Source organism: Roseateles amylovorans, from assembly GCF_025398155.2.
Classification (GTDB): Bacteria; Pseudomonadota; Gammaproteobacteria; order Burkholderiales; family Burkholderiaceae_C; genus Roseateles; species Roseateles amylovorans.
The window spans coordinates 3,560,857-3,585,127 of the sequence record NZ_CP104562.2 but is presented as its reverse complement, the minus strand read 5'-3'; the positions used below and the strand labels follow the sequence as shown (position 1 = coordinate 3,585,127).

Below are 24,271 nucleotides of genomic sequence, written 5' to 3'. Positions count from 1 at the left end.
AGCTTAGGGGGAGTGAATGCGGTTCTCGGCGTTCAGCTCTTCCCCGGCTTGTTCAGGCCATCTACATTCGCCTCATCCACCATTCGAATGCCAGGGGCCACCTGGCCAGGCCCGCCTCATGGAATTTCCTGCCGCAGCGTCCCCCGCGCCTGCCAGCTTCGACGCTTGGCTCGCCTCCCAGGGACCGCAACAAGCGCCCGTCGCGGCCGGCCTGCTGGGTCTGTTGGAACCCACCGGCGCCTGTCTGGCGGTGAAGTCCATGGCGACCGGGCGCTACGTGTTCGCCAGCCCCGGCATGAGCGAGCTGTTCAGTCAGTCCGACCACGGCATCGTCGGCAGCACGGATGCCGAATTGATGCGTACCGACGAAGTCCAGGCCATGCGCCGCGCGGAGCAGGCTGCGCTGGCGCAACGCGGCGTGGTCAGCTCGGAGCACCGGCTTGAATTGGGCGGTCGGCGGCGGGAGTTCATGGTCACCCGCATCCCGCTGGGGTCCGAGCATGTGATGGCGCTGTGGAGCGACAAGACTGAGGAGCGCCATCGCGAATCCCATCTGCAGCGTGCGTTGCAGCAGCTGGAGCAGCAGCAGAAGGCGCTGGAGCAACTGCGTCGCGAGCTGCAGCAGGGCAGCGGACGCGACGATGTGTCCGGCCTCTACATGCGGGCGCAGTTCGACGACCAGTTGCTGCGCGAGATCGATCTCTCGACCCGCGAGCACCGCGAGTTCACGCTGGTGCTGATCGCGCTGGATCCGGTGCCCGAAGGCCAGGAGACGCTCGGCGACGAGGCCCGCCAGCGTTTGCTGGAAGGTCTGGGCCGGATGCTTCGAGCCAATACCCGTGCGATGGATGCGGCCTGCCGCATTGGCGAGGATCTGTTTGCGGTGCTGCTGTCAGGCGTGGGCCTGGCGACGGCCCATGCACGGATGGAGCAACTGCGCCGCCAGTGCCATGCGCAGATCGTGGTGCTGCATGGGCAGGATCTGGGGCTGTCGCTGTCGATGGGGGTGGCCAGCTTTCCGCATACCGCCTCGCGCCAGGAAGAGTTGCTGCAGGCCGCCGAGATGGCCGCCAAGGAAGCGCAGCGGCGGGGCGGCAACCAGGTGGTGCTCGCATCGATCCCGTTCGGCCTCGGCGGCTGAGCGTCGCATCCGGCGCGTGCCTGCGCCTGCTTGCAGGGGTCAAGCGGTCAAGCGGTCAAGCGGTCAAGCGGCTGAGCGCGCGAACGGCTGAACGGACAGGCCGCCTCATCGGCGGTGCTGCGCGCTTGGTCTCGGCCATGCGCATCAAGGGCGCTCCGGGTCACTCGGTCAGGCCAGCAACTGCAGCAGATGGGCCCACTCCTGCGGGGAGACCGGGGTGATCGACAGCCGGTTGCCGGGTTGCAAGGTGCGCATCTCGGTCAGGGCAGGGTCGCGCTTCATGTCAGCCAAGCTGAGCAGCCGGGTCTTGCGGACGAAGCGGACATCGACATGCAGCCAGCGCGGGGCTTCAGGCTTGGATTTGGGGTCGTGGTAGGGGCTGGTGGCGTCGAACTGGGTGGCGTCCGGATAGGCCGCGCTGCTGACTTCCGCCAAACCTGCAATGCCGGGCTCGGGGCAGGACGAGTGATAGAAGAGCACGCCGTCTCCGAGTCGCATCTGGTCACGCATGAAGTTGCGCGCTTGGTAGTTGCGCACGCCGGTCCAGGGCAGGGTGCCGGCCGCCTTCAGATGATCGATCGAGGCCTCATCGGGCTCGGACTTCATCAGCCAGTATTGACGCTGGGCTGAGGCCTCTTTCGTCGACCGCGTATCTGAGCTCATGGTGCTGGGCGAGGGGTGGGCTGGGTCGAGCGCCGCTTGTGCGTCCCAAGCGCGCGCCGAACGAAAAACCCGCCTGGCGTGGGCGGGTGATGTCGGCGGATTGAGGTCCACGCTGAAGCCATCGCAACCTTGTGCGAACCGCGCATGCCGGACGCCGCGCAGAAGTTCGATGGACTGGACGCCAGCGGATCAACGGATCAACAGGTTGGCGGACTTGCGGATCAGCGAGCCTACGGATCGGCGAACCGAGGGCTGGCGGATCAACTGCGCCGCAGCCTCATGAAATAGGTGTCCACGGCGAACCGTGAGCCGCATTCCTGAACCCTAGGGGTACAGGTGGGCGAGGTCAGCAAAGCTTCGGGTTCATCTGACGCGAGACGCTCACACCAGCCTTGCAATGTTCCAAGCCCTTGCTCGCGAAAGCATCGGTTCAAGGAAATATAAAACTCACGCGAACGCAGTGGACGGTCTGGATTCTACGCGCGGCAAAGCGCGCTCACAGCAACTGCCCATCCTGGACAAGGGCTTCATCGATGCGTTTCATCAATGCGTCAAGATCGGGTAGGGCCGCACCCTCCATGGGGCCGTCATGGGAGCCATCTTGGGCGCCGTTGAGCGAGCCGGGGGCGCCATGGGGCACCGAGGCGCCAGCGGCTTGCGCCGCATCGCTCAGCGAAAACGCCAGATTGAGCGCAGCCAGCACCGCAATGCGCTCGCGGGCCTTGATCCGGCCGGCATCACGGATGGCGCACATCTCCTTGTCGACCCGTCCCACCGCCTTGGCCAACGCCGCTTCGCCGCCCTCCGGGCATCCGAGCAGATAGCTCTGGCCCATGATCGTGACTTCCATCTGTTTCATGCGCTGCTCTTCTGGGAGGCTGTCGGGGTGTCAGACGGGGTGTCCGTGGCTTCGAGCGGCAGCCGGTCCAGCAGCGCATCGACGCGCGCACGGGCTGCGGCCAGCCGCGAGCGCAGGCTGTCGCGCTCCTGACCGAGGGACTGCACCTGCTGTTCCAGCAGGGCGTTCGTGCGCTTGAGCTCCTCATGGCGCACCAGCAGGCGCTCCACACGATCGACAAGGTCGTTGATGCTTGACATGGTTCCTCGAGCAGTTCCTCAGGCGGGCGGGATGCCGGGATTGTAGGCGGCGGTTGTCGCGGGAGACGTGAGCGGACGTTGTCGGCGGTGTCGATCAACGCGCGGCAGACAGGGGCGCGCTGTCGCATTGATCGATGACGGCGCAGCGCTCGCACAGCGGCCGACGTGCCTGACAGACATAGCGGCCATGCAGGATCAGCCAGTGATGGGCATCGACCAGGAACTCTTGCGGAATGCGCTTGAGCAACTGCTGCTCGACTTCCAGCACATTCTTCCCAGGCGCCAGGCCGGTGCGGTTGCCGACGCGGAAGATATGGGTGTCGACCGCCATCGTCGCTTCACCGAACGCGACATTGAGCACCACATTGGCGGTCTTGCGCCCGACGCCGGGCAGGGCCTCCAGCGCTTCCCGGCTGCGGGGCACCTGTCCGCCGTGCTGTTGGACCAGGATGCCGCAGGTGGCGTACAGGTTCTTCGCCTTGGTGCGGTACAGGCCGATGGTCTTGATGTGGTCGGCCAGGCGTTCCTCGCCCAGGGCCAGGATCTTGGCGGGGGTGTTGGCCACCACGAACAGCCGGCGCGTGGCCTTGTTGACACCGACGTCGGTGGCCTGCGCCGACAGCAGCACTGCGGCAAGCAGTTCGAACACACTGGCGTATTCGAGTTCGGTCTGCGGCGACGGATTGGCGCGGCGCAGGATCTCGAAGAATTCGCGGACTTGGGTCTTGTTCATGGCGGCAGGCGGGCGGAATCGAGCAGCATCGGCGGGCGCACTCATGCGCCTCGCTTGGCGCGGGCACGGGCCAGCGCGGCTTCGATGACGGCGCGTTTGCGGTCCAACTGGACGGTATCGGTGATGTGCGAGGCCTCTTCCAGGTTCGCCAGCTTGTGGGCGGCCTTGGCTTCGAGTCGGTCGTCGTGTTCCTGCTTTTGTCTAACCAGGCGAATCTCATGCGCCCGGTAGCGCTGGCGGGCTTGCTCGGCCTGATCGGCACGCCATGCGGCCCAGCCGCTGCGGCCGGGCGTGATGTCGGTCAACGAGATGCAGTCCACCGGGCAGACCGGGATGCAGAGCTCGCAGCCGGTGCAGGCCTCGTCGATCACGACATGCATCACCTTGTTGCTGCCCACGATCGCATCGACCGGGCAGGCCTTGATGCACAGGGTGCAGCCGATGCACCAGTCCTCATCGATGACCGCCAGGCGCAGCGGCCCCTCGACGCCGTGTTCAGGGTTGAGAGGCAGGGCGGGGCAACCGGTCAGGGCGGCCAGGCGGGTGATGCCCTCCGCGCCGCCGGGCGGGCACTGGTTGATGGCCGCCTCGCCTCTGGCGATGGCGTGGGCGTAGGAATGGCAATCGGGATAGCCGCAGCGGGTGCACTGCGTCTGCGGCAGAGCCTGGTCCAGCCGTTGGACCAGCTCGTCAAGGGCAACAGGATTCACTCAGCGGTTTGGCGCGATCGGCGTGCGGAGGTGGCACGCTTGGGCGCGGCGGTGGATGTCAACGGGGCCGCATCGTACTTGGCAATGAAGTCCCGAATCACCGGATAGACCTTTTCCCGCCAGCGGCGACCCGAGAAGATCCCGTAGTGGCCGGCACCCACCGCGTCGTAATGGAACTGGTGCTGGGTGCTGATGCCGTTGCACAGCTCATGGGCGGCGCGGGTCTGGCCGGCGCCAGAGATGTCGTCGAGTTCGCCCTCGACCGTGAGGAGGGCGGTGGTGGTGATGTCCTGCGGGCGGACCCGGTGGCCGCGCACGTCCCAGGTGCCGTTGACCAGCGCGAAGTCCTGGAAGACCGTCTTGATGGTGTCCAGGTAGTACTCGGCGGGCATGTCCAGGACCGCGTTGTACTCGTCGTAGAAGCGGCGGTGGGCATCGGCGCTGTCGTCGTCGCCGCGGACCAGGTCCAGGAAGTAGTCGTAGTGGGAGGTGAGGTGGCGATCCGGGTTCATGGCCACGAAGCCGGTGTGCTGCAGGAAGCCGGGGTAAACCTCGCGTCCGGCGCCTGGGTAGTTGGTCGGCACCCGGTAGATGACGTTGTTCTCGAACCAGCTGTAGCTCTTGTTCATCGCCAGGTTGTTGACCGCGGTCGGGCTGCGGCGGGCGTCGATCGGGCCGCCCATCATCGTCATCGAGCGCGGCGTGGGTTCGCCCTGGCTGGCCATGAGCGAAATCGCCGCCAGCACCGGGACGGTGGGCTGGCAGACGGAGATCACGTGGCAGTCGGCGCCGACATGGCGGATGAAGTCCTGCACATACTCGACATAGTCATCGAGGTGGAAGGGGCCGTTCTCGAGCGACACCATGCGGGCATCGGTCCAGTCGGTGATGAAGACCTTGTGGTCCTTGAGCAGTTGGGCGACGGTATCACGCAGCAGCGTGGCGTGATGGCCGGAGAGCGGGGCCACCACCAGCACGGTGGGCTGCGACTTCATCTTGCCCAGCACCTTCAGGTCGTCGGTGTAGCGCTTGAAGCGCAGCAGGCGACAGAACGGCTTTTCCAGGGCCACCAGTTCCTGGATGGCCACATCCACGCCATCGACCTTCACGCTGTGGAGGTTGAACTCCGGCTTTTCGTATTCCTTGGCCAGGCGGTGCATCAGGTCCAGGCCGGCAGACAGCCGATGCGACATCGGTGTGTGCGCGAACGGCGACAACGGGTGGCTGTACAGCTTGGCGGAGGCGCTGGCGAATTCCGAGAAAGGGCTCAGGAGCGCGCGCTGGGTTTCGTACAACTGATAGAGCATCTGGCTACCCCTGTGGAGGAACGGTGAGACCGCGGTGAGACCGCCGGGAATTGGCATTGTGCAATGCAGCAATTCTAGGCCCGCCGATGCCGGGAGTGTGCGCCGCGTGAGCCGCAGCGGCATGCGTCAAAGTCGTGTCAGTGCCCTCAAATCGTCACAAATCGCCGGAAAACCGGGCCCGTGCCCGCCGGCCCGCCGCATTGTGGGGTTGGAGGTGTCGCCAAGGTGACGGGGTGGGGCGGTGGTCGATCCAAAAAGCAAACGGGGTCGACCGCATGGTGACGGTCGACCCCGTTGGGATCGCTGTGCGGGTGAGTGGCTGCCCGGCGTGCGGATGACGCTTGAGCGGCTGGGCGGGCGTCAGGCCCCGCCCGTGTCGGTTCAGGCCTTCTTGACCGCGGCAATCGCGGCGGCCACCGCCTTGATGTTCTTGCTGTTCAATGCGGCGACGCAGATGCGGCCCGAATCGACGCCATACACGCCGAATTCGCTGCGCAGTCGCTGCATCTGCTCGGTGCTGAGGCCGGAGTAGCTGAACATGCCCTTCTGCCGGGTGACAAAGCTCAGGTCTTCCTGGATGCCGGCGGCCTTAAGTTCGATCACCAGGGCTTCGCGCATCTGGCGGATGCGCACCCGCATGCCTGCCAGCTCTTCTTCCCATTGGGCCCTCAGGGCCGGCGTGGACAGCACTGTGGCCACCACCTGGGCGCCGTGGGTGGGCGGGTTGGAGTAGTTGGTGCGGATGACGATCTTGAGCTGGCTCAGGACCTTGGTGGTCTCTTCCGCATTGGCGCAGACCACGCTCAGCGCGCCGACGCGCTCGCCGTACAGGGAGAAGCTCTTGGAGAAGCTGGTGGAGACAAAGAAGTCCAGGCCGGCGTCCAGGAACTGCTGGATCACCGCGCCGTCTTCGGCGATGCCCTCGCCGAAGCCCTGATAGGCCATGTCGAGGAAGGCCACCAGTTGGCGGGCCTTGACGGTCTCGACCACCCTCGCCCACTGGGCGGGCGTCAGGTCATAGCCGGTGGGGTTGTGGCAGCAGGCGTGCAGCACGATGACCGTGCCCGCTGGCGCCGCATTGAGCGCCGTCAGCATGCCTTCGACATGGATGCCACGCTGGGCGGCGTCGTAGTAGGGATAGGTCTCGACGGTGAAGCCGGCGTTGGTGAACAGCGCCCGGTGGTTTTCCCAGGACGGATCCGAGATCAGCACCTTGGCCGCCGGGTTCAGTCGCTTCAGGAAGTCGGCGCCGATCTTCAGGCCGCCGGTGCCGCCCAGGGCCTGGACGGTCGCCACGCGCTTGGCCTTCAGGACCTCCGCATCGGCACCGAACACCAGCGCCTGCACCGCTTGGTCATAGGCGACGATGCCGTCGATCGGCAGGTAGCCGCGTGCCTTCGGGGCGGCCTGCATCTGCGCTTCGGCGGTGGCCACGCAGCCCAGCAGCGGCAGTTTGCCGTTGTCGTCGTAGTACACGCCCACGCCCAGGTTGACCTTGTTGGGGTTGGGGTCGGCATTGAATTGTTCGTTCAGGCCCAGGATGGGGTCGCGAGGGGCCATGGCGACGGCGGCGAACAGGGACATGGAGGCTTTCCTGACAGTGCGTTGGCAAGAGCGAAGAGGCAGTGAGCCGACAGGGATCGCCGGCTGCGCTACGCTGTCGTGTTGAGACGCCCAGCGAAGCCTGCCGATTGTAGGCAGGGAATGGTCGTCATCCTGGGTAACCCTGAGCGTAGCCTGAGAGTAGTCTGATGAGTCGATCCACTGTTGCCAAGCCTGTTGTCCCGCCCGCCGCCGAGGCGGCGAGCGACCCGGCACAAGCGCTGCCGAAGGGCGAATTCGTCTCTTTCGAAGGCTCTCCGTTCCAGCTCTTCCAGCCGTATCCGCCGGCGGGTGATCAGCCCACGGCGATTCAGCAGCTCGTCGAAGGGGTGAACGACGGCGAGAGCTTCCAGACGCTGCTGGGCGTGACGGGCTCAGGCAAGACCTTCACGATGGCCAACACCATCGCGCGGCTGGGTCGCCCCGCGATCATCTTCGCGCCGAACAAGACGTTGGCGGCGCAGCTGTACAGCGAGTTCCGGGAGTTCTTCCCGAAGAACGCCGTCGAGTACTTCGTCAGCTACTACGACTACTACCAGCCCGAGGCCTATGTGCCGCAGCGCGACCTGTTCATCGAGAAGGACAGCGCGATCAATGAGCAGATCGAGCAGTTGCGGCTGTCCTGCACCAAGAGCCTGCTGGAACGTCGTGATGTGGTGATCGTGGCGTCGGTGTCGGCGATCTACGGCATCGGCAACCCCAGCGACTACCACCAGATGGTGATGACGCTGCGGGTGGGGGACAAAGTCGGTCAGCGCGATGTGATCGCGCAGCTGGCGCGGATGCAGTACACCCGCAACGAGATGGAATTCACCCGCGGCCATTTCCGCGTGCGTGGCGACACCATCGACGTCTTCCCGGCCGAGCACTCGGAGCTGGCGCTGCGCATCGAACTGTTCGATGACGAGCTGGAAGGGCTGCAGCTGTTCGATCCGCTGACGGGTCAGATCCGGCAGAAGATCCCGCGCTTCACGGTTTATCCCTCCAGTCACTATGTGACGCCGCGGGACCGTGTGGTGGCGGCGATCGAGACGATCAAGGAGGAGCTGCGCGAGCGTGTGGCCTTCTTCATCAAGGAAGGCAAGCTGGTGGAAGCGCAGCGGTTGGAGCAGCGCACCCGGTTTGACTTGGAGATGTTGCAGGAGGTGGGCCATTGCAAGGGCATCGAGAACTACACCCGGCACCTGTCGGGCGCGGCGCCGGGCGATCCGCCGCCGACGCTGGTGGACTACCTGCCGCCGGATGCGCTGATGTTCCTGGACGAGAGCCATGTGCTGATCGGGCAATTCGGCGGCATGTACAACGGCGACCGGGCCCGCAAGAGCACCCTGGTCGACTACGGCTTCCGTCTGCCGTCCGCCATGGACAACCGACCGCTGAAGTTCGAAGAGTACGAACGCAAGATGCGCCAGGCGATCTTCGTGTCGGCGACCCCAGGCGACTATGAAAAGCGCCAGGCCGGCAACGTGGTCGAGCAATTGGTGCGGCCGACCGGTCTGGTGGATCCGATTGTGGAGGTGCGTCCGGCCGTTCATCAGGTCGACGATGTCCTGCAGGAGATCCGTGACCGGGTGGAGATCCATGAGCGGGTGCTGATCACCACGTTGACCAAGCGCATGGCGGAGCAGTTGACCGAATACCTCAGCGACAACGGGGTGAAGGTCCGCTATCTGCATTCGGACATCGATACGGTGGAGCGGGTCGAGATCCTGCGGGACCTGCGCCTGGGGACTTTCGACGTGCTGGTGGGGATCAACCTGCTGCGAGAGGGCCTGGACATTCCGGAGGTCTCGCTGGTGGCCATTCTGGATGCCGACAAGGAAGGCTTCCTGCGCGCCGAGCGCAGTTTGATCCAGACCATCGGGCGGGCGGCGCGCAACGTCAACGGCAAGGCCATCCTCTATGCGGACCGCATGACCGAGTCGATGCGCAAGGCCATTGGGGAGACCGAGCGGCGCCGCGCCAAGCAGGTCGCCTTCAACGCCGAAAACGGGATCACGCCGCGCGGCGTCGTCAAGCGCATTCGCGACTTGATCGACGGGGTCTACAGCGACAAGCCCGGACGGGATGACGCCAAGCTGATCCACGAGGCCGCCGAGGTCGAGGCGATGAGCGAGAAGGATCTGAGCAAGCGCATCACGCAACTGGAAAAGCAGATGCTGGAGCATGCGCGCAACCTCGAATTCGAGAAGGCCGCGCGGCTGCGCGATCAATTGGCGCAACTCAAGGAGCAGGCTTTCGGCGCGGCGGTGCACGACAACGTCGTGCCGATCGCGTCGGGCAAGTCGTAAGGGGTGGTAACGAACCCACTGGTTCAGGTGGTATCCCTGACATCTTCCTGAGACGAAGAGGGGTTGCTCGTGCAGTGGCTGCTATTGAGCCTCGGGCGGCGCCGGATGACCATGTCCACATGGACAAACGCCTCATCACCCTTGAAACGAAGTGGCGCACGGTGATCCCGACGCTCGCCACCAAAGCTGACCTCAGTGACCTGGAGGGTCGCCTGCGAGCCGAGATGCACAAAGGCTTCGGCGAGATGCAGCGCTGGGTCATCGGCACGACCTTGGCCAGTGTGGCGGCATTCGTGTCGGTCGTTGCCTTGATCTTGAGCGTGCTGCGCGCGGGGTGGTCAGGTGGGTAAGCCTTGGGCGTTGTGTGACTGTTGGGCTGCCGAACTGTTGAGCTGCCGGACTGTTGAGGTGCCGAGCTGCTTGGATGAGGAATGGTTGCCGGCACAGCATGCCCTGAAATCCAGGCACGCGACGTCCGCGGAAGGGTCATCGTGGCTGCGATAGCGGCGGGTTGACAGTTTGTAAAGACGATGCAGGCCTGGAGAATCTCACCATGTCCAGCGTTGATCTGTCTGTTCTCTTCGTCTGCACCGGAAACATCTGCCGGTCGCCCACCGCTGAAGGCGTGCTTCGCTCGAAGCTGTCGTCGCTGGGATGGGCGGACCGAGTCCACATTGACTCGGCCGGCGTGCAGGGCTGGCACGCTGGGGAGCCTCCGGATCCTCGCAGCCAAGACCATGCCCGAAAGAGGGGCTACGAGCTCTCCGGCCAACGGGCGCGCGCGCTTCGCCCGAATGATTTCGAGCGCTTCGATCTGATCGTGGCCATGGACGCCGGGCACCTGCGTGAATTGCGCCGTCGCTGCCCAGCGCCCCTCCAGCACCGGCTGGGGCTGCTCCCCGGCGAGGTCGAGATCCCCGATCCCTACTACGGCGGCCCGGACGGCTTTGAGGATGTGCTTGACCGAATCGAGCAGGGTTGCGAGCGTCTGGCGCAGCAAATCGTCGCCCGCATCGGCCCTTGATCGCGCCTCCGGGCGCGTGTCGGGGGTAACCCGAGCAAGCTTTTGCTTACCCGAGTAGAATGCTCACCTATAGCGAGGGGTTAACCCTGCTTCGTGAGTCGGTCCGGGGTCGCCGGGCTGCCGCTTCAAGGTCCTGCTGCCTTCACCGGCCAAGGAGAAGTTCGATGCGTCTCACCACCAAAGGTCGTTTTGCTGTCACCGCGATGATTGATCTGGCGCTCCGTGAAAACGGCGGCCCGGTCGCACTCGCGGCCATCAGCCAACGCCAGCAGATCTCGCTGTCCTACCTGGAACAGCTGTTCGGCAAACTGCGCCGTCACCAACTGGTCGAAAGCACCCGAGGTCCCGGCGGAGGTTACTCGCTGGGCCGGCGTTCCGATGAGATCACCGTGGCCGACATCATCGTGGCGGTCGACGAGCCGATCGATGCCACCGGCTGCGGCGGCAAGGAAAATTGCATGGGTGACGACACCGGCCGCTGCATCACGCACGACCTGTGGACCGCGCTGAACAACAAGATGATCGAGTATCTCGACTCGGTCACGCTGCGCAAGCTGGTGGATGACCAGCTGGCCAAGGGCGTCACTGTGGAAGAAGCCCCGATCAAGCGCGCGATCTCCAGCACGCCGGTCGTCAAGCCGATCCGCATCACCGCACCCAATTCCGTGTTTGCACTGGGCAATGCCCTGAGCAAGTAGGCCATCGGTCCTCCGCCGGGCCGTCGGGCCACGACGGGCCACGATGGGCGGATGTGACTGCAAGCGCCAGTTTCCGTACCAGTTGGTCAGAAGAAGAAGCTATCCCATGGACATGACCCCGCATTTCCCCATTTACATGGACTACGGCGCCACCACGCCGGTGGATCCGCGCGTCGTCGACGCGATGATCCCGTGGTTGCGCGAACATTTCGGCAACCCGGCTTCGCGCAGTCATGCCTGGGGCTGGGAGGCGGAAGAGGCCGTCGAGAAGGCGCGCATCGAAGTCGCCAAACTGATCGGCGCGGATCCGCGTGAAATTGTCTGGACCTCCGGCGCGACCGAGTCCAACAACCTGGCGATCAAAGGTGCTGCGCACTTCTACCAGAGTCGCGGCAAGCATCTGATCACCGTCAAGACCGAGCACAAGGCGGTGCTGGACACCACGCGTGAGCTGGAGCGCCAAGGCTTCGAGGTGACCTACCTCGATGTCCAGGAAGACGGACTGCTGGATTTGGAAGCCCTCAAAGCGGCGATCCGCCCCGACACGATCCTGATCTCGGTGATGTTCGTGAACAACGAGATCGGCGTGATCCAGGACATCCCGACCATCGGCGCGCTGTGCCGTGAGAAGGGCATCGTGTTCCACGTCGACGCCGCCCAGGCGACCGGCAAGGTGGAAATTGACCTGGCGACGCTGCCGGTCGACCTGATGAGCCTGGCCTCGCACAAGTCCTACGGCCCGAAGGGCATCGGCGCGCTGTATGTGCGTCGCAAGCCGCGGGTGCGTCTGGAAGCGCAGATGCACGGTGGCGGTCACGAACGCGGTCTGCGTTCCGGCACATTGCCGACACACCAGATCGTGGGCATGGGCGAAGCCTTCCGCATCGCGCGGGAAGAAATGGCGACCGAGCTGCCGCGCATCAAGGCGCTGCAACAGCGTCTGCTGGACGGGCTGAAGGACATCGAGCAGGTGTTCATCAACGGCGACATGACCCGTCGGGTGCCGCACAACGTCAATGCCTCCTTCAATTATGTGGAAGGCGAGTCGTTGATCATGGGCATCAAGGGCATTGCCGTGTCGTCGGGATCGGCCTGCACCTCCGCGAGCCTGGAGCCCAGCTACGTGCTGCGTGCCTTGGGTCGCAGCGATGAGCTGGCGCACTCGTCGCTTCGGATGACGATCGGTCGCTTCACGACCGAGGAAGAAATCGATTACGCCGTCTCGCTGCTGAAGGACCGCGTGGCCAAGCTGCGCGATTTGTCGCCCTTGTGGGACATGTACAAGGATGGCGTCGACATCAGCACCATCCAGTGGGCGGCGCATTGAGCGTCCCACATCAGGCATCAAGCGACAAGCGGTCCGCGTGAACGCAGTGAACGCATAAACAAGACGTTGGAGAAACAGCCATGGCATACAGCGACAAGGTCATCGACCACTACGAAAATCCCCGCAATGTCGGCGCCTTCGACAAGGGCGACGACACCATCGGTACCGGCATGGTGGGCGCACCCGCCTGCGGCGACGTGATGAAGCTGCAGATCAAGGTGAACCCGGCCACGGGCCTGATCGAGGACGCAAAGTTCAAGACCTACGGTTGCGGCTCCGCGATTGCGTCGAGCTCGCTGGTGACCGAATGGGTCAAGGGCAAGAGCCTGGACGAAGCGCTGTCGATCAAGAACACCCACATCGCGGAAGAGCTCGCGCTGCCGCCAGTGAAGATCCATTGCTCCATCCTGGCCGAAGACGCGATCAAGGCGGCGGTGGATGATTACCGTGCCCGACACCACACCGGCAGCGCCGCTTCGGCGACCGCGGGTGCTGCTGTCGACGCGACCGCGACGGCCTGAGGTCGACATGTCCGTCACTCTGACCGAAGCGGCTGCCCGCCACGTCACGCGCTACATCAGCAAGCGTGGCCGTGGCGTGGGCGTGCGACTGGGTGTGAAGACCACCGGCTGCTCCGGCCTGGCCTACAAGCTGGAATATGCCGATGAGGTGACCCCGGACGATGTGGTCTTCGAAGGCCACGGCGTGAAGGTGCTCATCGATCCGAAGAGCCTGCCCTACCTGGATGGCACCGAGCTGGATTTCGTGCGCGAAGGCCTCAATGAGGGCTTCAAGTTCCGCAATCCACGGGAAAAGGACCGCTGCGGCTGCGGCGAATCCTTCCGCGTCTGAGTGCCGCCTCCTCGGGGGCGCGTCGGGACAGGGTCGGACATTGGCGCGGCGTGGATGCCGCGCCTTTTTCTTGGCCGTCTTCGCTGCAGCAGGGAGGTGAGCCGCCGGCTGGGGTGCGCGCAAGGTCTCATCCCCCAATGGACGCTGACCCAGCGCCTTCACTCTGATGCTTGGTTTGCAGGCGCCTTGACGGCGTGAATACCGTGAAACTCGACGACGACGACTTCAGCCTCTTCGGTCTGCCGCAGCAATTTGCCCAGGACAGTGCCGACATCGCCGCGCGGTGGAAAGCGCTGGTGGCCAAGGTGCATCCGGATCGGTTCGCCGCCGACGGTGTCGCCTCCCAACGGCTGGCCATGCAGTGGTCCCTGCGGGTGAATGAAGCACATCAGCGCCTGCGCGATCCGCTCAAGCGTGCGGCCTACCTCTGTGAATTGCGCGGCGCACCGCTGCAGGCCAACGAAAACACCCGGATGCCCGCAGCCTTCCTGATGGAGCAGATGGAGTGGCGCGAAGCGATGGATGAAGCGAAGGACGCCGAGGCTATCCAGCGCATCGACCGTCAGGTGGCCGAGCGGGAACAGTCGCTGCTGGCCCAGGCCGCGCGTCAGTTGGACGACGACCAGAATCCCGCCGCCGCGTCCGAGTCGGTGCGTGCCCTGATGTTCCTGACCCGTTTTCGCGCCGACATCGACCGGCGCCTGGAAGCCATCGAGCAAGCCTGACCGGGCGGCCAGCCGCCGGTGGCGGGACGGCGTCGGGAAGGTCGGCCCGCAGCCCGCAGCCCGCGATGCATTGACAACAACAAGCGCCGACCCGGCGCATCGACTCAGCGTTGAGATCCAGACACAACCATGGCCTTGCTTCAGATTTCCGAACCCGGCGCGTCGCCTGATCCGCATCAGCGTCGCATTGCTGTGGGCATCGACCTTGGCACCACCCACTCGCTGGTGGCTTCGCTTCGCAATGGCGTGGCCGAGTGCCTGCCGGACGACCAGGGGCGGGTGATCCTGCCCTCGGCGGTGCGGGTGCTGCCCGAGGGTCGCCGGCAGATCGGGTTCGAGGCCCTGGCCGCTCAGGCGGAGGATCCCGAGAACACCATCGTGTCGGTCAAGCGCTTCATGGGGCGTCGGGTGGAGGACATCGCCAACCGCGACAAGCTGCCGTACCGATTCGACGACACGCCCGGCATGCTCAGCATCGCCACGCGCGAGGGGTCGAAGTCGCCGGTGGAAGTTTCTGCGGAGATCCTCGCCACGCTGCGCCAACGCGCTGAGGACACCTTCAATGACGACCTGTTCGGCGCCGTCATCACCGTCCCGGCCTATTTCGACGACGCCCAGCGCCAAGCCACCAAGGACGCCGCCCAGTTGGCCGGCCTGAATGTGCTGCGTCTGATCAATGAGCCAACGGCGGCGGCCATCGCCTACGGCCTGGACAACGGCAGCGAGGGTCTCTATGCCGTCTACGACCTGGGCGGCGGCACCTTCGACATCTCCCTGCTGCGGTTGACACGCGGTGTCTTCGAGGTGGTGGCCACCGGCGGCGACGCCCAGCTCGGCGGCGACGACTTCGATCGCCTGCTGGCCGATTGGGCCTTGGCGCAGGCGGGGCTGACGGTGGAGAGCGCGCAGGACAAGCGTCGCGTGCTGGTCGCTGCGCGGGCGGCCAAGGAGGCGCTGACCGATGCCGATCAGGTGGTCTTGAGCAGTGCGCTGGACGTCGGCCCGTTGAAGGTCGAGGTGTCCCGCGAGCAGTTCGACGCCCTGGCGCAGCCACTGGTGGCCAAGACGCTGTCGGCGGTGCGCCGCGTGCTGCGCGATGCCCGGGTGTCCGCAGCCGAGGTGCAGGGCACGGTGATGGTGGGCGGATCCACCCGCATGCCGATCGTGCGCCGCGTGGTGGGCGAACTGTTCGGTCGCGAGGTGCTGACCAACCTGAATCCGGATGAGGTCGTCGCTCTGGGCGCGGCCGTGCAGGCCAATCAGTTGGCCGGCAACAGTGCCGAAGGCGACATCCTGCTGCTGGATGTGATTCCGTTGTCGCTCGGTCTGGAGACCATGGGTGGGCTGGTGGAACGCATCATCGAGCGCAACGCGACCATCCCGGTGGCCAAGGCCCAGGACTTCACCACCTTCAAGGATGGCCAGACCGCGCTGGCGGTTCATGTGTTGCAGGGCGAGCGTGAGCTGGTGAGCGAATGCCGGTCGCTGGCGCGCTTCGAGCTGCGCGGCATTCCGCCGATGGCCGCCGGTGCCGCCCGGATCCGGGTGACCTTCCAGGTGGATGCGGATGGCCTGCTGAGCGTGTCCGCCCGCGAGCTGGGCTCCGGCGTGGAAGCCGCTGTGCAGGTCAAGCCGAGTTACGGCCTGTCGGACGACCAGATCGCCGGCATGCTGCGGGAAGGGTTCGCCAGCGCAGAATCCGACATGCTGGCGCGCAAGTTGCGCGAGGCCCGGGTGGATGCCGAGCGCATGCTGCTGGCCACCGCTTCCGCTTTGCAGGCCGATGGCGATCTGCTCGAGGACGGTGAGCGGGCCGCGATCGCGACGCTGGAGGCCGAGGTGCGGGCCCTGGCCCAGGGCGAGGACGCCGACGCCATCAATGCGTCGGTCGAAGCCCTGGCCAAAGGCACGGAAGGTTTCGCTGCCGCGCGGATGAATCGCGGCATCCAGCAAGCTTTGACCGGACGCAGCATTGATCAGGTCTGACGGCCTGATCATCTCGCCCTCAGCACACGCAACGACGCACAACGCCGCACAACGCCGCACAACGCCGCAGCCTGACGCACAACGACACGGAACGACGCACAGCGACGCCGGACGCCAGCAGCAGCAAGCCCCAAGGACCTCTCCCATGCCCGTCATCAAGATCCTCCCCCATCCCGAATACGCGCCCGAGGGCAAGACCATCGAGGCGCCGTCCGGCACGTCCATCTGCGAGGCGCTGCTGGATCATCATGTGGACATCGAGCATGCGTGCGACCAGGTCTGTGCCTGCACCACCTGCCACGTGATCGTTCGCGAGGGCTTTGCCTCGCTCTCCGAGATGGAGGAGAACGAAGAAGACATGCTGGATCGGGCCTGGGGGCTGGAGCCGAATTCGCGCCTGGCCTGCCAGGCGATCCTGTCCAACAAGGATGTGACGGTGGAGATCCCCAAGTACTCCATCAATCACGCCAAGGAAAACCACTGATCCGCCGCCGGAGCGACTGACCTCATGCGTGTCCTGGGCATCGAATCCTCTTGCGACGAAACCGGCGTGGCGCTGGTCGACGCGTCCGGCGACGGCGTCCCGCGCCTGCTCGCGCATGCGCTGCACAGCCAGATCAGCATGCATCAGGCCTACGGCGGTGTGGTGCCGGAGCTGGCCTCGCGCGACCACATCCGGCGTGTGCTGCCGCTGACCCGGGAGGTCCTGGCGGGCTCGGGGCTGTCGCTGTCCGACGTGGATGTGGTGGCCTATACCCAGGGCCCCGGGCTGGCCGGTGCGCTGCTGGTGGGGGCGGGTGTCGCGGCCTCCTTGGGTGCGGCGCTGGACCGGCCGGTGATGGGCGTCCATCACCTGGAGGGGCATCTGCTCTCGCCGTTCCTGTCGGCCGATCCGCCGGAGTTCCCGTTCGTGGCCTTGCTGGTGTCTGGTGGGCATACCCAGCTGATGCGGGTGGATGATGTCGGCACCTATGAACTGCTGGGTGAAACCATCGACGACGCTGCTGGCGAAGCCTTCGACAAGTCCGCCAAGCTGATGGGTTTGCCCTATCCGGGCGGACCGCACCTGTCCCGTCTGGCTGAATCCGGCTGCGATGACGCCTATGCCTTGCCGCGCCCGTTGCTGCACAGCGGCAAGCCGGACTTCAGTTTCGCGGGATTGAAGACGGCCGTGCTCACCCAGGTGCGCAAGCTGGAGCAGCAGGCCGGCGGCATGACCGACGGGCAACGTGCGGATCTGGCGGCGTCCACACAGGCGGCGATCGTCGAAGTGCTGGTCAAGAAGTCGCTGCTGGCGTTGAAGGAGACCGGCCTAAAGCGGCTGGTGGTGGCGGGCGGCGTCGGTGCCAACAAGTCCTTGCGCGAGGTCCTGAATGCGGCCTGCGACAAACGCCGGGTGCGGGTGCACTATCCGGAGCTTCATCTGTGTACCGACAACGGCGCCATGATTGCGCTGGCGGCTGGCCTTCGCTTGCAGCGCGACATGGCGAGTCTGACCCGCGGTGGAGGCTTCGAGGTGCGGCCGCGTTGGGACCTGGCGCTGCTGTGAGACCGCAGGGCAGGGGTGCCGTGGCGCTGCTGGCCGCCGCGATGGTGGCGATGGCGTCGGCGCTGCCGTCGAGCGTCAGCGCCGCAGAGCCGATCCGGTTGGCGTTGATCGAAGGGTTGTCCGGGCCGCTGGGCAACGGCGGCGAGGCGGTGTTTCGCAATCTGGTCTGGGCGACCGAGCGCATCAATGCCCGTGGCGGCGTGAAGTTGCCGGGTGGGGCGCGGCCCCTCGCGCTGCTGCGGTTTGACAGCAAGGGCTCGGTCGAGGAGTCGCTGTCGATGCTGCGCGCGGCCACCGACCAGGGGGTGCGGGTGGTGCTTCAGGGCAACAGCTCCGCGGTAGCGGGCGCGCTGATTGCGGCACTCGACAAGCACAACGCCCGGGAACCTGAGCATCGCGCGCTCTTTCTGAACTACGCGGCCGTCGACCCTGCGCTCACCAACGCGCAATGCAGCTTCTGGCACTTCCGCTTCGATGCCGACACCGACATGCGCCTGGCCGCCCTGGTGGAGGTGATTGCGCAGGATCGCCAGCTCAAGACGCTCTACCTGATCAACCAGGACTACAGCTTCGGTCAGCATCTGCAGCGGCAGGCGAGGGCGATGCTGGCTCAGCGCCGTCCGGACTTGCAGATCGTCGGCGACGACCTGCACCCCCTTGGCCGGGTGAAGGACTTCATGCCCTATGCCTCGAAGATCCGCAGCAGCGGAGCTCAGGCGGTGCTCACCGGCAACTGGGGCAACGATCTGACTTTGCTAATCAAGGCGGCCAAGGACCTGGGACTGGACACGCGCTTCTACACCTTCTACGGCAACGCTCTGGGTGTGCCTGGTGTGCTGGGTGAGGCGGGTGTCGACCGGGTCCTGGCGGTGGCGGAATGGCATCCCAACGTCGGAACGCCGGATTCGGAGCGCTTCTATGCCGCGTTTCGGCAGCGGTTTCCGAAGCCGGAGCACGACTATCTGCATGCGCGGATGCAATTGATGGTGGAGATGCTGGTGGCCGCGATGGAGAAGGCCGGCAGCGATGATCCCATCCGCGTCGCGAAAGCCCTGGAGGGTCTGCGGCTGGATGGCCGGCCGCTGGGTGTGGCGCATCAAGGCTGGATGCGTCCCACGGACCACCAGCTCCAGCAGCCGCTGTATGTGAGCGTGATGCGGCGAGTGGGCGAAGCCGGAGTGCCGCATGACAATGAAGGCTCCGGGGTCGGCTTCCGCACGCTGCGGTACCTGGAGGCGGGTCAGGCGCAGCAGCCGACGGCGTGCCGGATGCGCCGTCCGGAGTGAGTCGGTCTGCGCAGGTGGCGCTTGTCAGTGCAATCGGGGCTGGCTGATCGCCGGCTGATGGCTGGCAGGACGCTGGCGGCTGGTTGGTGGCTGGCTGGCAGCCGGATGAAGGCTGAAGGCTGATGGTCGGGTCTGGATCGCGGCTGAGTGGCGGTCGGAGGGAGCGCCGGAGGGGCTTCATCGGGCGCGCTCGTCGACTAGGTCGCATCCGGCCGCGCTGCCGCTCACCGTTGTTATGTATACTGCGCGCTGTTTCCGCCTGGAACCCTGGGCGGGGACAACTAGCACGGCACGGGTCGGTTTCACCTGTGACCGCAAGTCAACCTCGGAAACCGTCTGCGCACCTGATGCCTGATTTGGCTATGCCAGCGGACCTTCCGAACCATTCCGGAACAAGGAACGCATCATGTCCATCGCCGATCTGAGCAAGGCTGACATCGTCAAGGCCAACGCCCGCAGCGCCAACGACACGGGATCCCCCGAAGTCCAGGTCGCCCTGCTGACCGCTCGCATCAACGAGCTGACCCCCCACTTCAAGCTGCACGCCAAGGACCACCACGGCCGTCGCGGTCTGCTGAAGATGGTCAACCAGCGCAAGAGCCTGCTGGCCTACCTGAAGAACAAGGACGCAGCCCGCTACACCGCGCTGATCCAGAAGCTGGGTCTGCGCAAGTAATCTGCGCATGAAAGCAAAGAGCCTGTCTGGAGACCCAACAGGCTCTTTGTCGTTTCTGAACGCCCGACCCGCTGCGCGGATTCGGGTGGTTCAATCACCTTGGAGTCGAGTTGACGTGGCGCTGCTGTGTCATTCCAACGCGCTTGGTCGGACGGCCGACGAAGCAGGCGCTCTGGAATGGCATCCCGCCAAACCCAGCTTCACTCCCGGTATTTCGCACCGCACCGCAAGCGGTCGCACAAACTGAGGAGATGCAATGAGCATGTTCAACAAGGTCGTCAAGAGCTTCCAGTGGGGCCCCCATCAAGTCACGATGGAGACCGGCGAGATCGCCCGTCAATCCAGCGGTGCCGTGCTGGTGAACATCGAAGACACCGTGGTGCTGGCCACCGTGGTCGCGAAGTCGGCCCCCAAGGCCGGCCAGGATTTCTTCCCGCTGACCGTCGACTACATCGAGAAGACCTACGCGGCCGGCAAGATCCCTGGCAGCTTCTTCAAGCGTGAAGGCCGTCCCAGCGAGCTGGAGACCCTGACCTCGCGCCTGATCGATCGCCCGATTCGTCCGCTGTTCCCCGAAGGCTTCTTCAATGAAGTCCAGGTCGTCGTTCACACCCTGTCGCTGAATCCGGAAGTCCAGGCCGACATCGCCGCGCTGATCGCCACGAGCGCTGCGCTGTCGATCTCCGGCATCCCGTTCAACGGCCCGATCGGTGCCGCCCGCGTGGGCTACATCAACGGCGAATACGTGCTGAACCCGGGCAAGACCCAACTGCTGGATTCCAAGCTGGATCTGGTGGTTGCCGGCACCGAAGGCGCCGTGCTGATGGTCGAATCCGAAGCCGATCAGCTGAGCGAAGACATCATGCTGGGCGGCGTGGTCTACGGCCATGAGCAAGGTCGCATCGCGATCGCCGCGATCAATGAGCTGGTCCGTGAAGCCGGCAAGGCCTCCTGGGACTGGGTCGCCCCGGCCAAGGACGAGCCGTTCATCGCCAAGGTCACCGCGCTGGCTGAAGAGTCGCTGCGCGCGGCCTACCAGATCCGCTCCAAGCAAGCCCGCACCCAGGCTTGCCGCGATGCCTATTCGCAGGTCAAGGCGGCCCTGACGGCTGAAGGCGTGACCTTCGACGGCGTCGAGGTCGATGGTCTGCTGTTCGAGATCGAAGCCCGCATCGTCCGCAGCCAGATCCTGGCCGGCGAGCCGCGCATCGATGGTCGCGACACCCGCACCGTCCGCCCGATCGAGATCCGCAACAGCGTGTTGCCGCGCGCCCACGGCTCTGCACTGTTCACTCGTGGCGAGACGCAGGCCCTGGTGGCGGCGACGCTGGGTACCGACCGTGACGCGCAAGTCATCGACGCGCTGGCCGGCGAGTACTCCGAGCGCTTCATGCTGCACTACAACATGCCTCCGTTCGCCACCGGCGAAACCGGTCGCGTGGGCAGCCCGAAGCGCCGCGAAATCGGTCACGGCCGCCTGGCCAAGCGCGCGCTGGTCGCGGTGCTGCCGACCAAGGAAGACTTCCCGTACTCGATCCGCGTGGTCTCGGAAATCACCGAGTCCAATGGATCGTCGTCGATGGCGTCGGTCTGCGGCGGCTGCCTGTCGCTGCTGGATGCTGGCGTGCCGCTGAAGGCGCACGTCGCCGGCATCGCCATGGGTCTGATCAAGGATGCCAACCGCTTCGCCGTGTTGACCGACATCCTGGGTGATGAAGATCACCTCGGCGACATGGACTTCAAGGTCGCGGGCACCACCACCGGCATCACCGCGCTGCAGATGGACATCAAGATCCAAGGCATCACCAAGGAAATCATGCAGGTCGCCCTGGCTCAGGCCAAGGAAGCGCGTCTGCACATCCTGGACAAGATGGTCGGTGCGATGGGTTCGGCCAATGCCGAGATCTCGCAGTTCGCGCCTCGCCTGTACACGATGAAGATCAATCCGGAAAAGATCCGTGACGTGATCGGCAAGGGCGGCGCGACCATTCGTGCGCTGACCGAGGAAACCGGCACGCAGATCGACATCGCCGAAGACGGCACGATCACCATCGCCTCCACCGACGGCGCCAAGGCTGAGATCGCCAAGAAGCGCATCGCCGAAATCACCGCTGAAGCCGAAATCGGCAAGGTCTACGAAGGCGCGGTCACCAAGATCCTCGACTTCGGTGCCCTGGTCAACATCCTGCCGGGCAAGGACGGTCTGCTGCACATCAGCCAGATCGCCCATCAGCGCGTCGAGAAGGTGACCGACTTCCTGAGCGAAGGCCAGATCGTCAAGGTCAAGGTCCTCGAGACGGACGAAAAGGGTCGCATCAAGCTGTCGATGAAGGCACTGCTGGACCGTGATGCAGCGCCTCAGCACGCGCACTCGGCACCGGAAGGCCAGGGCGAGTAATCGTCATGAAGGCGATCGCCATCAGCCACCCGGGTGGTCCGGAGGTGTTGCAACTGGTCGAGCGCCCTGATCCCGTCGCCGGGGCAGGGGAGTGCTTGATCCGGGTACACGCCTACGGCATCAACCGTCCTGATGTCCTGCAGCGCAAGGGTGCCTATCCGCCTCCGGCGGGCGCCAGTGACCTGCCGGGTCTGGAGGTGGCGGGTGAGATCGTCTCTGGCGATGCCGCCGCGCTGGCCGAGGCTGGCCTGAAGGTGGGCGATGCCGTCTGCGCGCTGGTCGCGGGTGGTGGCTATGCCGAGCTGTGCGTCGCACCGGTGGTGCAATGCCTGCCGGTGCCGGCCGGCTGGCGCATGGACGAGGCGGCGAGCCTGCCGGAGACCTTCTTCACCGTGTGGAGCAATGTCTTCGAGCGGGCCCGCCTGCAGCCGGGCGAGAGCCTGCTGGTGCATGGCGGCAGCAGCGGCATTGGCGTCACGGCGATCCAGATCGCCAAGGCGCTGGGGTCGACCGTGCTGGTGACCGTCGGCAGTGCGGACAAGGCGAAGGCCTGTCTGGCGCTGGGCGCCGATGTGGCGATCACCTACCGGGAACAGGACTTCGTCGCCGAGGTGAAGGCGGCCACCGGCGATCGCGGTGTGGATGTCATTCTGGACATGGTGGCGGGTGACTATGTCGCTCGCAACATCCAGTGTCTGGCGGACGATGGCCGTGCGGTCATCATCGCGGTGCAAGGCGGCGTCAAGGCCGAGTTCGATGCGGGGCAGGTGTTGCGTCGTCGGCTGACGATCACCGGCTCCACGCTCCGTGCGCGTCCGGTGGCGTTCAAGGCGGGCATTGCGCGCGCCCTTCGGGAGCGCGTCTGGCCCTTGCTGGAGCGGCGCGTGATCGGTCCGATCATCTATCGGCAATTGCCGGCGGCAGACGCTGCGGCGGCGCATGCCTTGATGGAATCCGGTGAGCACGTCGGCAAGATCGTGCTGACCTGGTGAGGCTGTGGCTGCAGGCAGTCACGGCGATCAAGTTTTAACGGAGTGGTTCTGATGCGCAAGAAACTGGTGGTCGGCAACTGGAAGATGCATGGCAGTCGTGCGTCCAATGCCGTGCTGCTGGCGGGCCTGAAGGAGGCCGGTCCTTGGAACGCCCAGGTGGCGGTCTGTGTGCCGTTCCCCTACATCACCGACACGGCACTGGCCTTGACTGGGCAACTGGTCAGCTATGGCGCGCAGGATTGCTCCACCCATGAGCAGGGCGCCTACACCGGTGAAGTGTCCTCGGCCATGCTGGCGGACCTGGGCTGCCGCTATGCCATCGTGGGTCATTCGGAGCGTCGCGCCTATCACCAGGAGAGCGATCAACTGGTGGCCGACAAGGCCAAGGCCGCGCTGGCGCACGGTGTGACGCCGATCGTCTGCGTGGGCGAGACGCTGGCTGAGCGCGAGGCGGGTCGCACGGAAGAGGTGGTCAAGCGCCAACTCGCGGCCGTGATCCATACGCTCACCCATTGCATTGGTGAGATCGTCCTGGCTTACGAGCCGGTGTGGGCGATCGGCACCGGCCTGACGGCCACGCCGGAGCAGGCGCAGCAGGTGCATGCGCTGCTGCGTCAGCAGCTGCGCGCGGCGACGCAGAAGGCCGAGCAGATGCAGATCCTGTATGGCGGCAGCGTCAAACCTGACAACGCCGCTCAACTGTTTGCCCAGCCTGACATCGACGGAGGCCTCATCGGGGGCGCCGCGCTGAAGGCGGCTGATTTCGCGGCGATCTGCCGCGCTGCCGGCTGATCCGCCGGTCTCAAGGTTTGTGGAGAAAGAAGCAAAATGCAAGTGTTGATGAATTTGGTGCTGGTGCTGCAACTGGTTGCAGCCCTCTCGATGATCGGTTTGGTGCTGGTGCAGCACGGCAAGGGCGCCGACATGGGCGCTTCCTTCGGTAGTGGCGCTTCGGGCAGTCTCTTCGGTGCCACGGGAAGTGCCAACTTCCTGTCGCGCAGCACCGCAGTTGCCGCTACGATCTTCTTTGTCTGCACGTTGGCGCTGGCCTATATGGGCAGCCATCGTGAAGGCGGCGTGGGTTCGGGTCCGTCTGCCGGTGAGCAACTGCTGGAGCGCGCGGTGACGCCGGCTCCGGTGGCTTCTGAAGCTGCTCCTGGCGCGGCTCTGAATCCGGCAGCCCCGGCATCCGGCGCTTCGAACTGACGGATGT

Annotated in this window: 25 protein-coding genes and 1 other RNA gene; 18 read left to right on the top strand and 8 right to left on the bottom strand. The window is 65.3% G+C overall.

Translation table 11 applies throughout. From position 1 onward, the window contains the following. The first annotated feature begins 118 nt into the window (after positions 1-118). Positions 119-1,141, top strand: a complete 1,023-nt coding sequence (locus N4261_RS14835) for a GGDEF domain-containing protein (protein ID WP_261756071.1) — start codon at positions 119-121, stop codon at positions 1,139-1,141. A 168-nt stretch (positions 1,142-1,309) separates the two neighbouring features. On the opposite strand, the gene N4261_RS14830 is transcribed toward N4261_RS14835, so the two are convergent. The 8 genes from N4261_RS14830 to N4261_RS14795 form a co-directional block, all read right to left on the bottom strand. Continuing rightward, entirely contained in the window at positions 1,310-1,804 is a 495-nt protein-coding gene (locus N4261_RS14830; RefSeq protein WP_261756070.1) for an EVE domain-containing protein, read from the bottom strand. Positions 1,805-2,092: 288 nt separating this feature from the next. Beyond that, positions 2,093-2,271, bottom strand: a non-coding RNA gene (gene ssrS, locus N4261_RS14825) — 6S RNA. A gap of 29 nt (positions 2,272-2,300) precedes the next feature. Then, entirely contained in the window at positions 2,301-2,663 is a 363-nt protein-coding gene (locus tag N4261_RS14820) for a cell division protein ZapA (RefSeq protein WP_261756069.1), read from the bottom strand. Beyond that, positions 2,660-2,902, bottom strand: coding sequence for a cell division protein ZapB (gene zapB, locus N4261_RS14815; protein ID WP_261756068.1), 243 nt, complete (start codon positions 2,900-2,902; stop codon positions 2,660-2,662). Before zapB ends, N4261_RS14820 begins: the two co-directional genes overlap by 4 nt. A 94-nt stretch (positions 2,903-2,996) precedes the next feature. Then, positions 2,997-3,635 (bottom strand): endonuclease III, encoded by a 639-nt coding sequence (gene nth / locus N4261_RS14810; RefSeq protein ID WP_261756067.1) that lies wholly within the window; start codon positions 3,633-3,635, stop codon positions 2,997-2,999. Positions 3,636-3,676: 41 nt separating this feature from the next. Next, a complete protein-coding gene (gene rsxB, locus N4261_RS14805) occupies positions 3,677-4,345 on the bottom strand; it encodes an electron transport complex subunit RsxB (protein WP_261756066.1) in 669 nt (222 codons plus the stop codon). Continuing rightward, positions 4,342-5,652: a polyhydroxyalkanoate depolymerase gene (locus tag N4261_RS14800; RefSeq protein ID WP_261756065.1), complete on the bottom strand. Its 1,311-nt coding sequence runs from the start codon at positions 5,650-5,652 to the stop codon at positions 4,342-4,344. The genes rsxB and N4261_RS14800 overlap by 4 nt, the downstream gene beginning before the upstream one ends. 381 nt (positions 5,653-6,033) lie before the next feature. Then, a complete protein-coding gene (locus N4261_RS14795) occupies positions 6,034-7,236 on the bottom strand; it encodes an amino acid aminotransferase (RefSeq protein WP_261756064.1) in 1,203 nt (400 codons plus the stop codon). A gap of 167 nt (positions 7,237-7,403) precedes the next feature. Between N4261_RS14795 and uvrB the strand changes: the two genes are divergently transcribed. The 17 genes from uvrB (at position 7,404) to secG (ending at position 24,264) form a co-directional block, all read left to right on the top strand. Then, positions 7,404-9,545: an excinuclease ABC subunit UvrB gene (uvrB, locus tag N4261_RS14790; protein ID WP_261756063.1), complete on the top strand. Its 2,142-nt coding sequence runs from the start codon at positions 7,404-7,406 to the stop codon at positions 9,543-9,545. A 119-nt stretch (positions 9,546-9,664) separates the two neighbouring features. Then, positions 9,665-9,895, top strand: a complete 231-nt coding sequence (locus N4261_RS14785) for a hypothetical protein (RefSeq protein WP_261756062.1) — start codon at positions 9,665-9,667, stop codon at positions 9,893-9,895. A 203-nt stretch (positions 9,896-10,098) separates the two neighbouring features. Further along, the gene (locus N4261_RS14780; protein ID WP_261756061.1) at positions 10,099-10,569 is read left to right on the top strand and encodes a low molecular weight protein-tyrosine-phosphatase; all 471 of its coding nucleotides are present in this window, start codon (positions 10,099-10,101) and stop codon (positions 10,567-10,569) included. A 164-nt stretch (positions 10,570-10,733) separates the two neighbouring features. Next, the gene (locus N4261_RS14775; protein ID WP_261756060.1) at positions 10,734-11,267 is read left to right on the top strand and encodes a Fe-S cluster assembly transcription factor; all 534 of its coding nucleotides are present in this window, start codon (positions 10,734-10,736) and stop codon (positions 11,265-11,267) included. A gap of 106 nt (positions 11,268-11,373) precedes the next feature. Continuing rightward, on the top strand, positions 11,374-12,594 hold the full coding sequence (locus N4261_RS14770) for an IscS subfamily cysteine desulfurase (protein WP_261756059.1): 1,221 nt from the start codon (positions 11,374-11,376) through the stop codon (positions 12,592-12,594). 80 nt (positions 12,595-12,674) lie between these two features. Continuing rightward, positions 12,675-13,115, top strand: coding sequence for a Fe-S cluster assembly scaffold IscU (gene iscU / locus N4261_RS14765; protein ID WP_261756058.1), 441 nt, complete (start codon positions 12,675-12,677; stop codon positions 13,113-13,115). 7 nt (positions 13,116-13,122) lie between these two features. Continuing rightward, positions 13,123-13,446: an iron-sulfur cluster assembly protein IscA gene (gene iscA, locus N4261_RS14760; protein WP_261756057.1), complete on the top strand. Its 324-nt coding sequence runs from the start codon at positions 13,123-13,125 to the stop codon at positions 13,444-13,446. Between the two features lie 203 nt (positions 13,447-13,649). Further along, positions 13,650-14,171 (top strand): Fe-S protein assembly co-chaperone HscB, encoded by a 522-nt coding sequence (hscB, locus tag N4261_RS14755; RefSeq protein ID WP_261760713.1) that lies wholly within the window; start codon positions 13,650-13,652, stop codon positions 14,169-14,171. A gap of 129 nt (positions 14,172-14,300) precedes the next feature. Beyond that, positions 14,301-16,157 carry a Fe-S protein assembly chaperone HscA gene (gene hscA / locus N4261_RS14750; protein ID WP_261756056.1) on the top strand — a complete coding sequence of 619 codons (1,857 nt, stop codon included), beginning with the start codon at positions 14,301-14,303 and terminating at the stop codon, positions 16,155-16,157. 145 nt (positions 16,158-16,302) lie between these two features. Continuing rightward, the gene (gene fdx, locus N4261_RS14745) at positions 16,303-16,641 is read left to right on the top strand and encodes an ISC system 2Fe-2S type ferredoxin (protein ID WP_261756055.1); all 339 of its coding nucleotides are present in this window, start codon (positions 16,303-16,305) and stop codon (positions 16,639-16,641) included. A gap of 24 nt (positions 16,642-16,665) precedes the next feature. Next, entirely contained in the window at positions 16,666-17,706 is a 1,041-nt protein-coding gene (gene tsaD, locus N4261_RS14740) for a tRNA (adenosine(37)-N6)-threonylcarbamoyltransferase complex transferase subunit TsaD (protein WP_261756054.1), read from the top strand. Between the two features lie 41 nt (positions 17,707-17,747). Then, positions 17,748-18,992, top strand: a complete 1,245-nt coding sequence (locus N4261_RS14735; RefSeq protein ID WP_261760712.1) for a branched-chain amino acid ABC transporter substrate-binding protein — start codon at positions 17,748-17,750, stop codon at positions 18,990-18,992. A gap of 406 nt (positions 18,993-19,398) precedes the next feature. Continuing rightward, positions 19,399-19,668 (top strand): 30S ribosomal protein S15, encoded by a 270-nt coding sequence (gene rpsO / locus N4261_RS14730; protein WP_261756053.1) that lies wholly within the window; start codon positions 19,399-19,401, stop codon positions 19,666-19,668. Positions 19,669-19,924: 256 nt separating this feature from the next. After that, positions 19,925-22,066, top strand: coding sequence for a polyribonucleotide nucleotidyltransferase (gene pnp / locus N4261_RS14725; RefSeq protein ID WP_261756052.1), 2,142 nt, complete (start codon positions 19,925-19,927; stop codon positions 22,064-22,066). Positions 22,067-22,071: 5 nt separating this feature from the next. Continuing rightward, positions 22,072-23,058: an NAD(P)H-quinone oxidoreductase gene (locus N4261_RS14720; protein ID WP_261756051.1), complete on the top strand. Its 987-nt coding sequence runs from the start codon at positions 22,072-22,074 to the stop codon at positions 23,056-23,058. A 51-nt stretch (positions 23,059-23,109) separates the two neighbouring features. Beyond that, positions 23,110-23,850 (top strand): triose-phosphate isomerase, encoded by a 741-nt coding sequence (gene tpiA / locus N4261_RS14715; RefSeq protein WP_261756050.1) that lies wholly within the window; start codon positions 23,110-23,112, stop codon positions 23,848-23,850. Between the two features lie 36 nt (positions 23,851-23,886). Continuing rightward, positions 23,887-24,264 carry a preprotein translocase subunit SecG gene (gene secG / locus N4261_RS14710; RefSeq protein ID WP_261756049.1) on the top strand — a complete coding sequence of 126 codons (378 nt, stop codon included), beginning with the start codon at positions 23,887-23,889 and terminating at the stop codon, positions 24,262-24,264. The last annotated feature ends 7 nt before the right edge of the window (positions 24,265-24,271 follow it).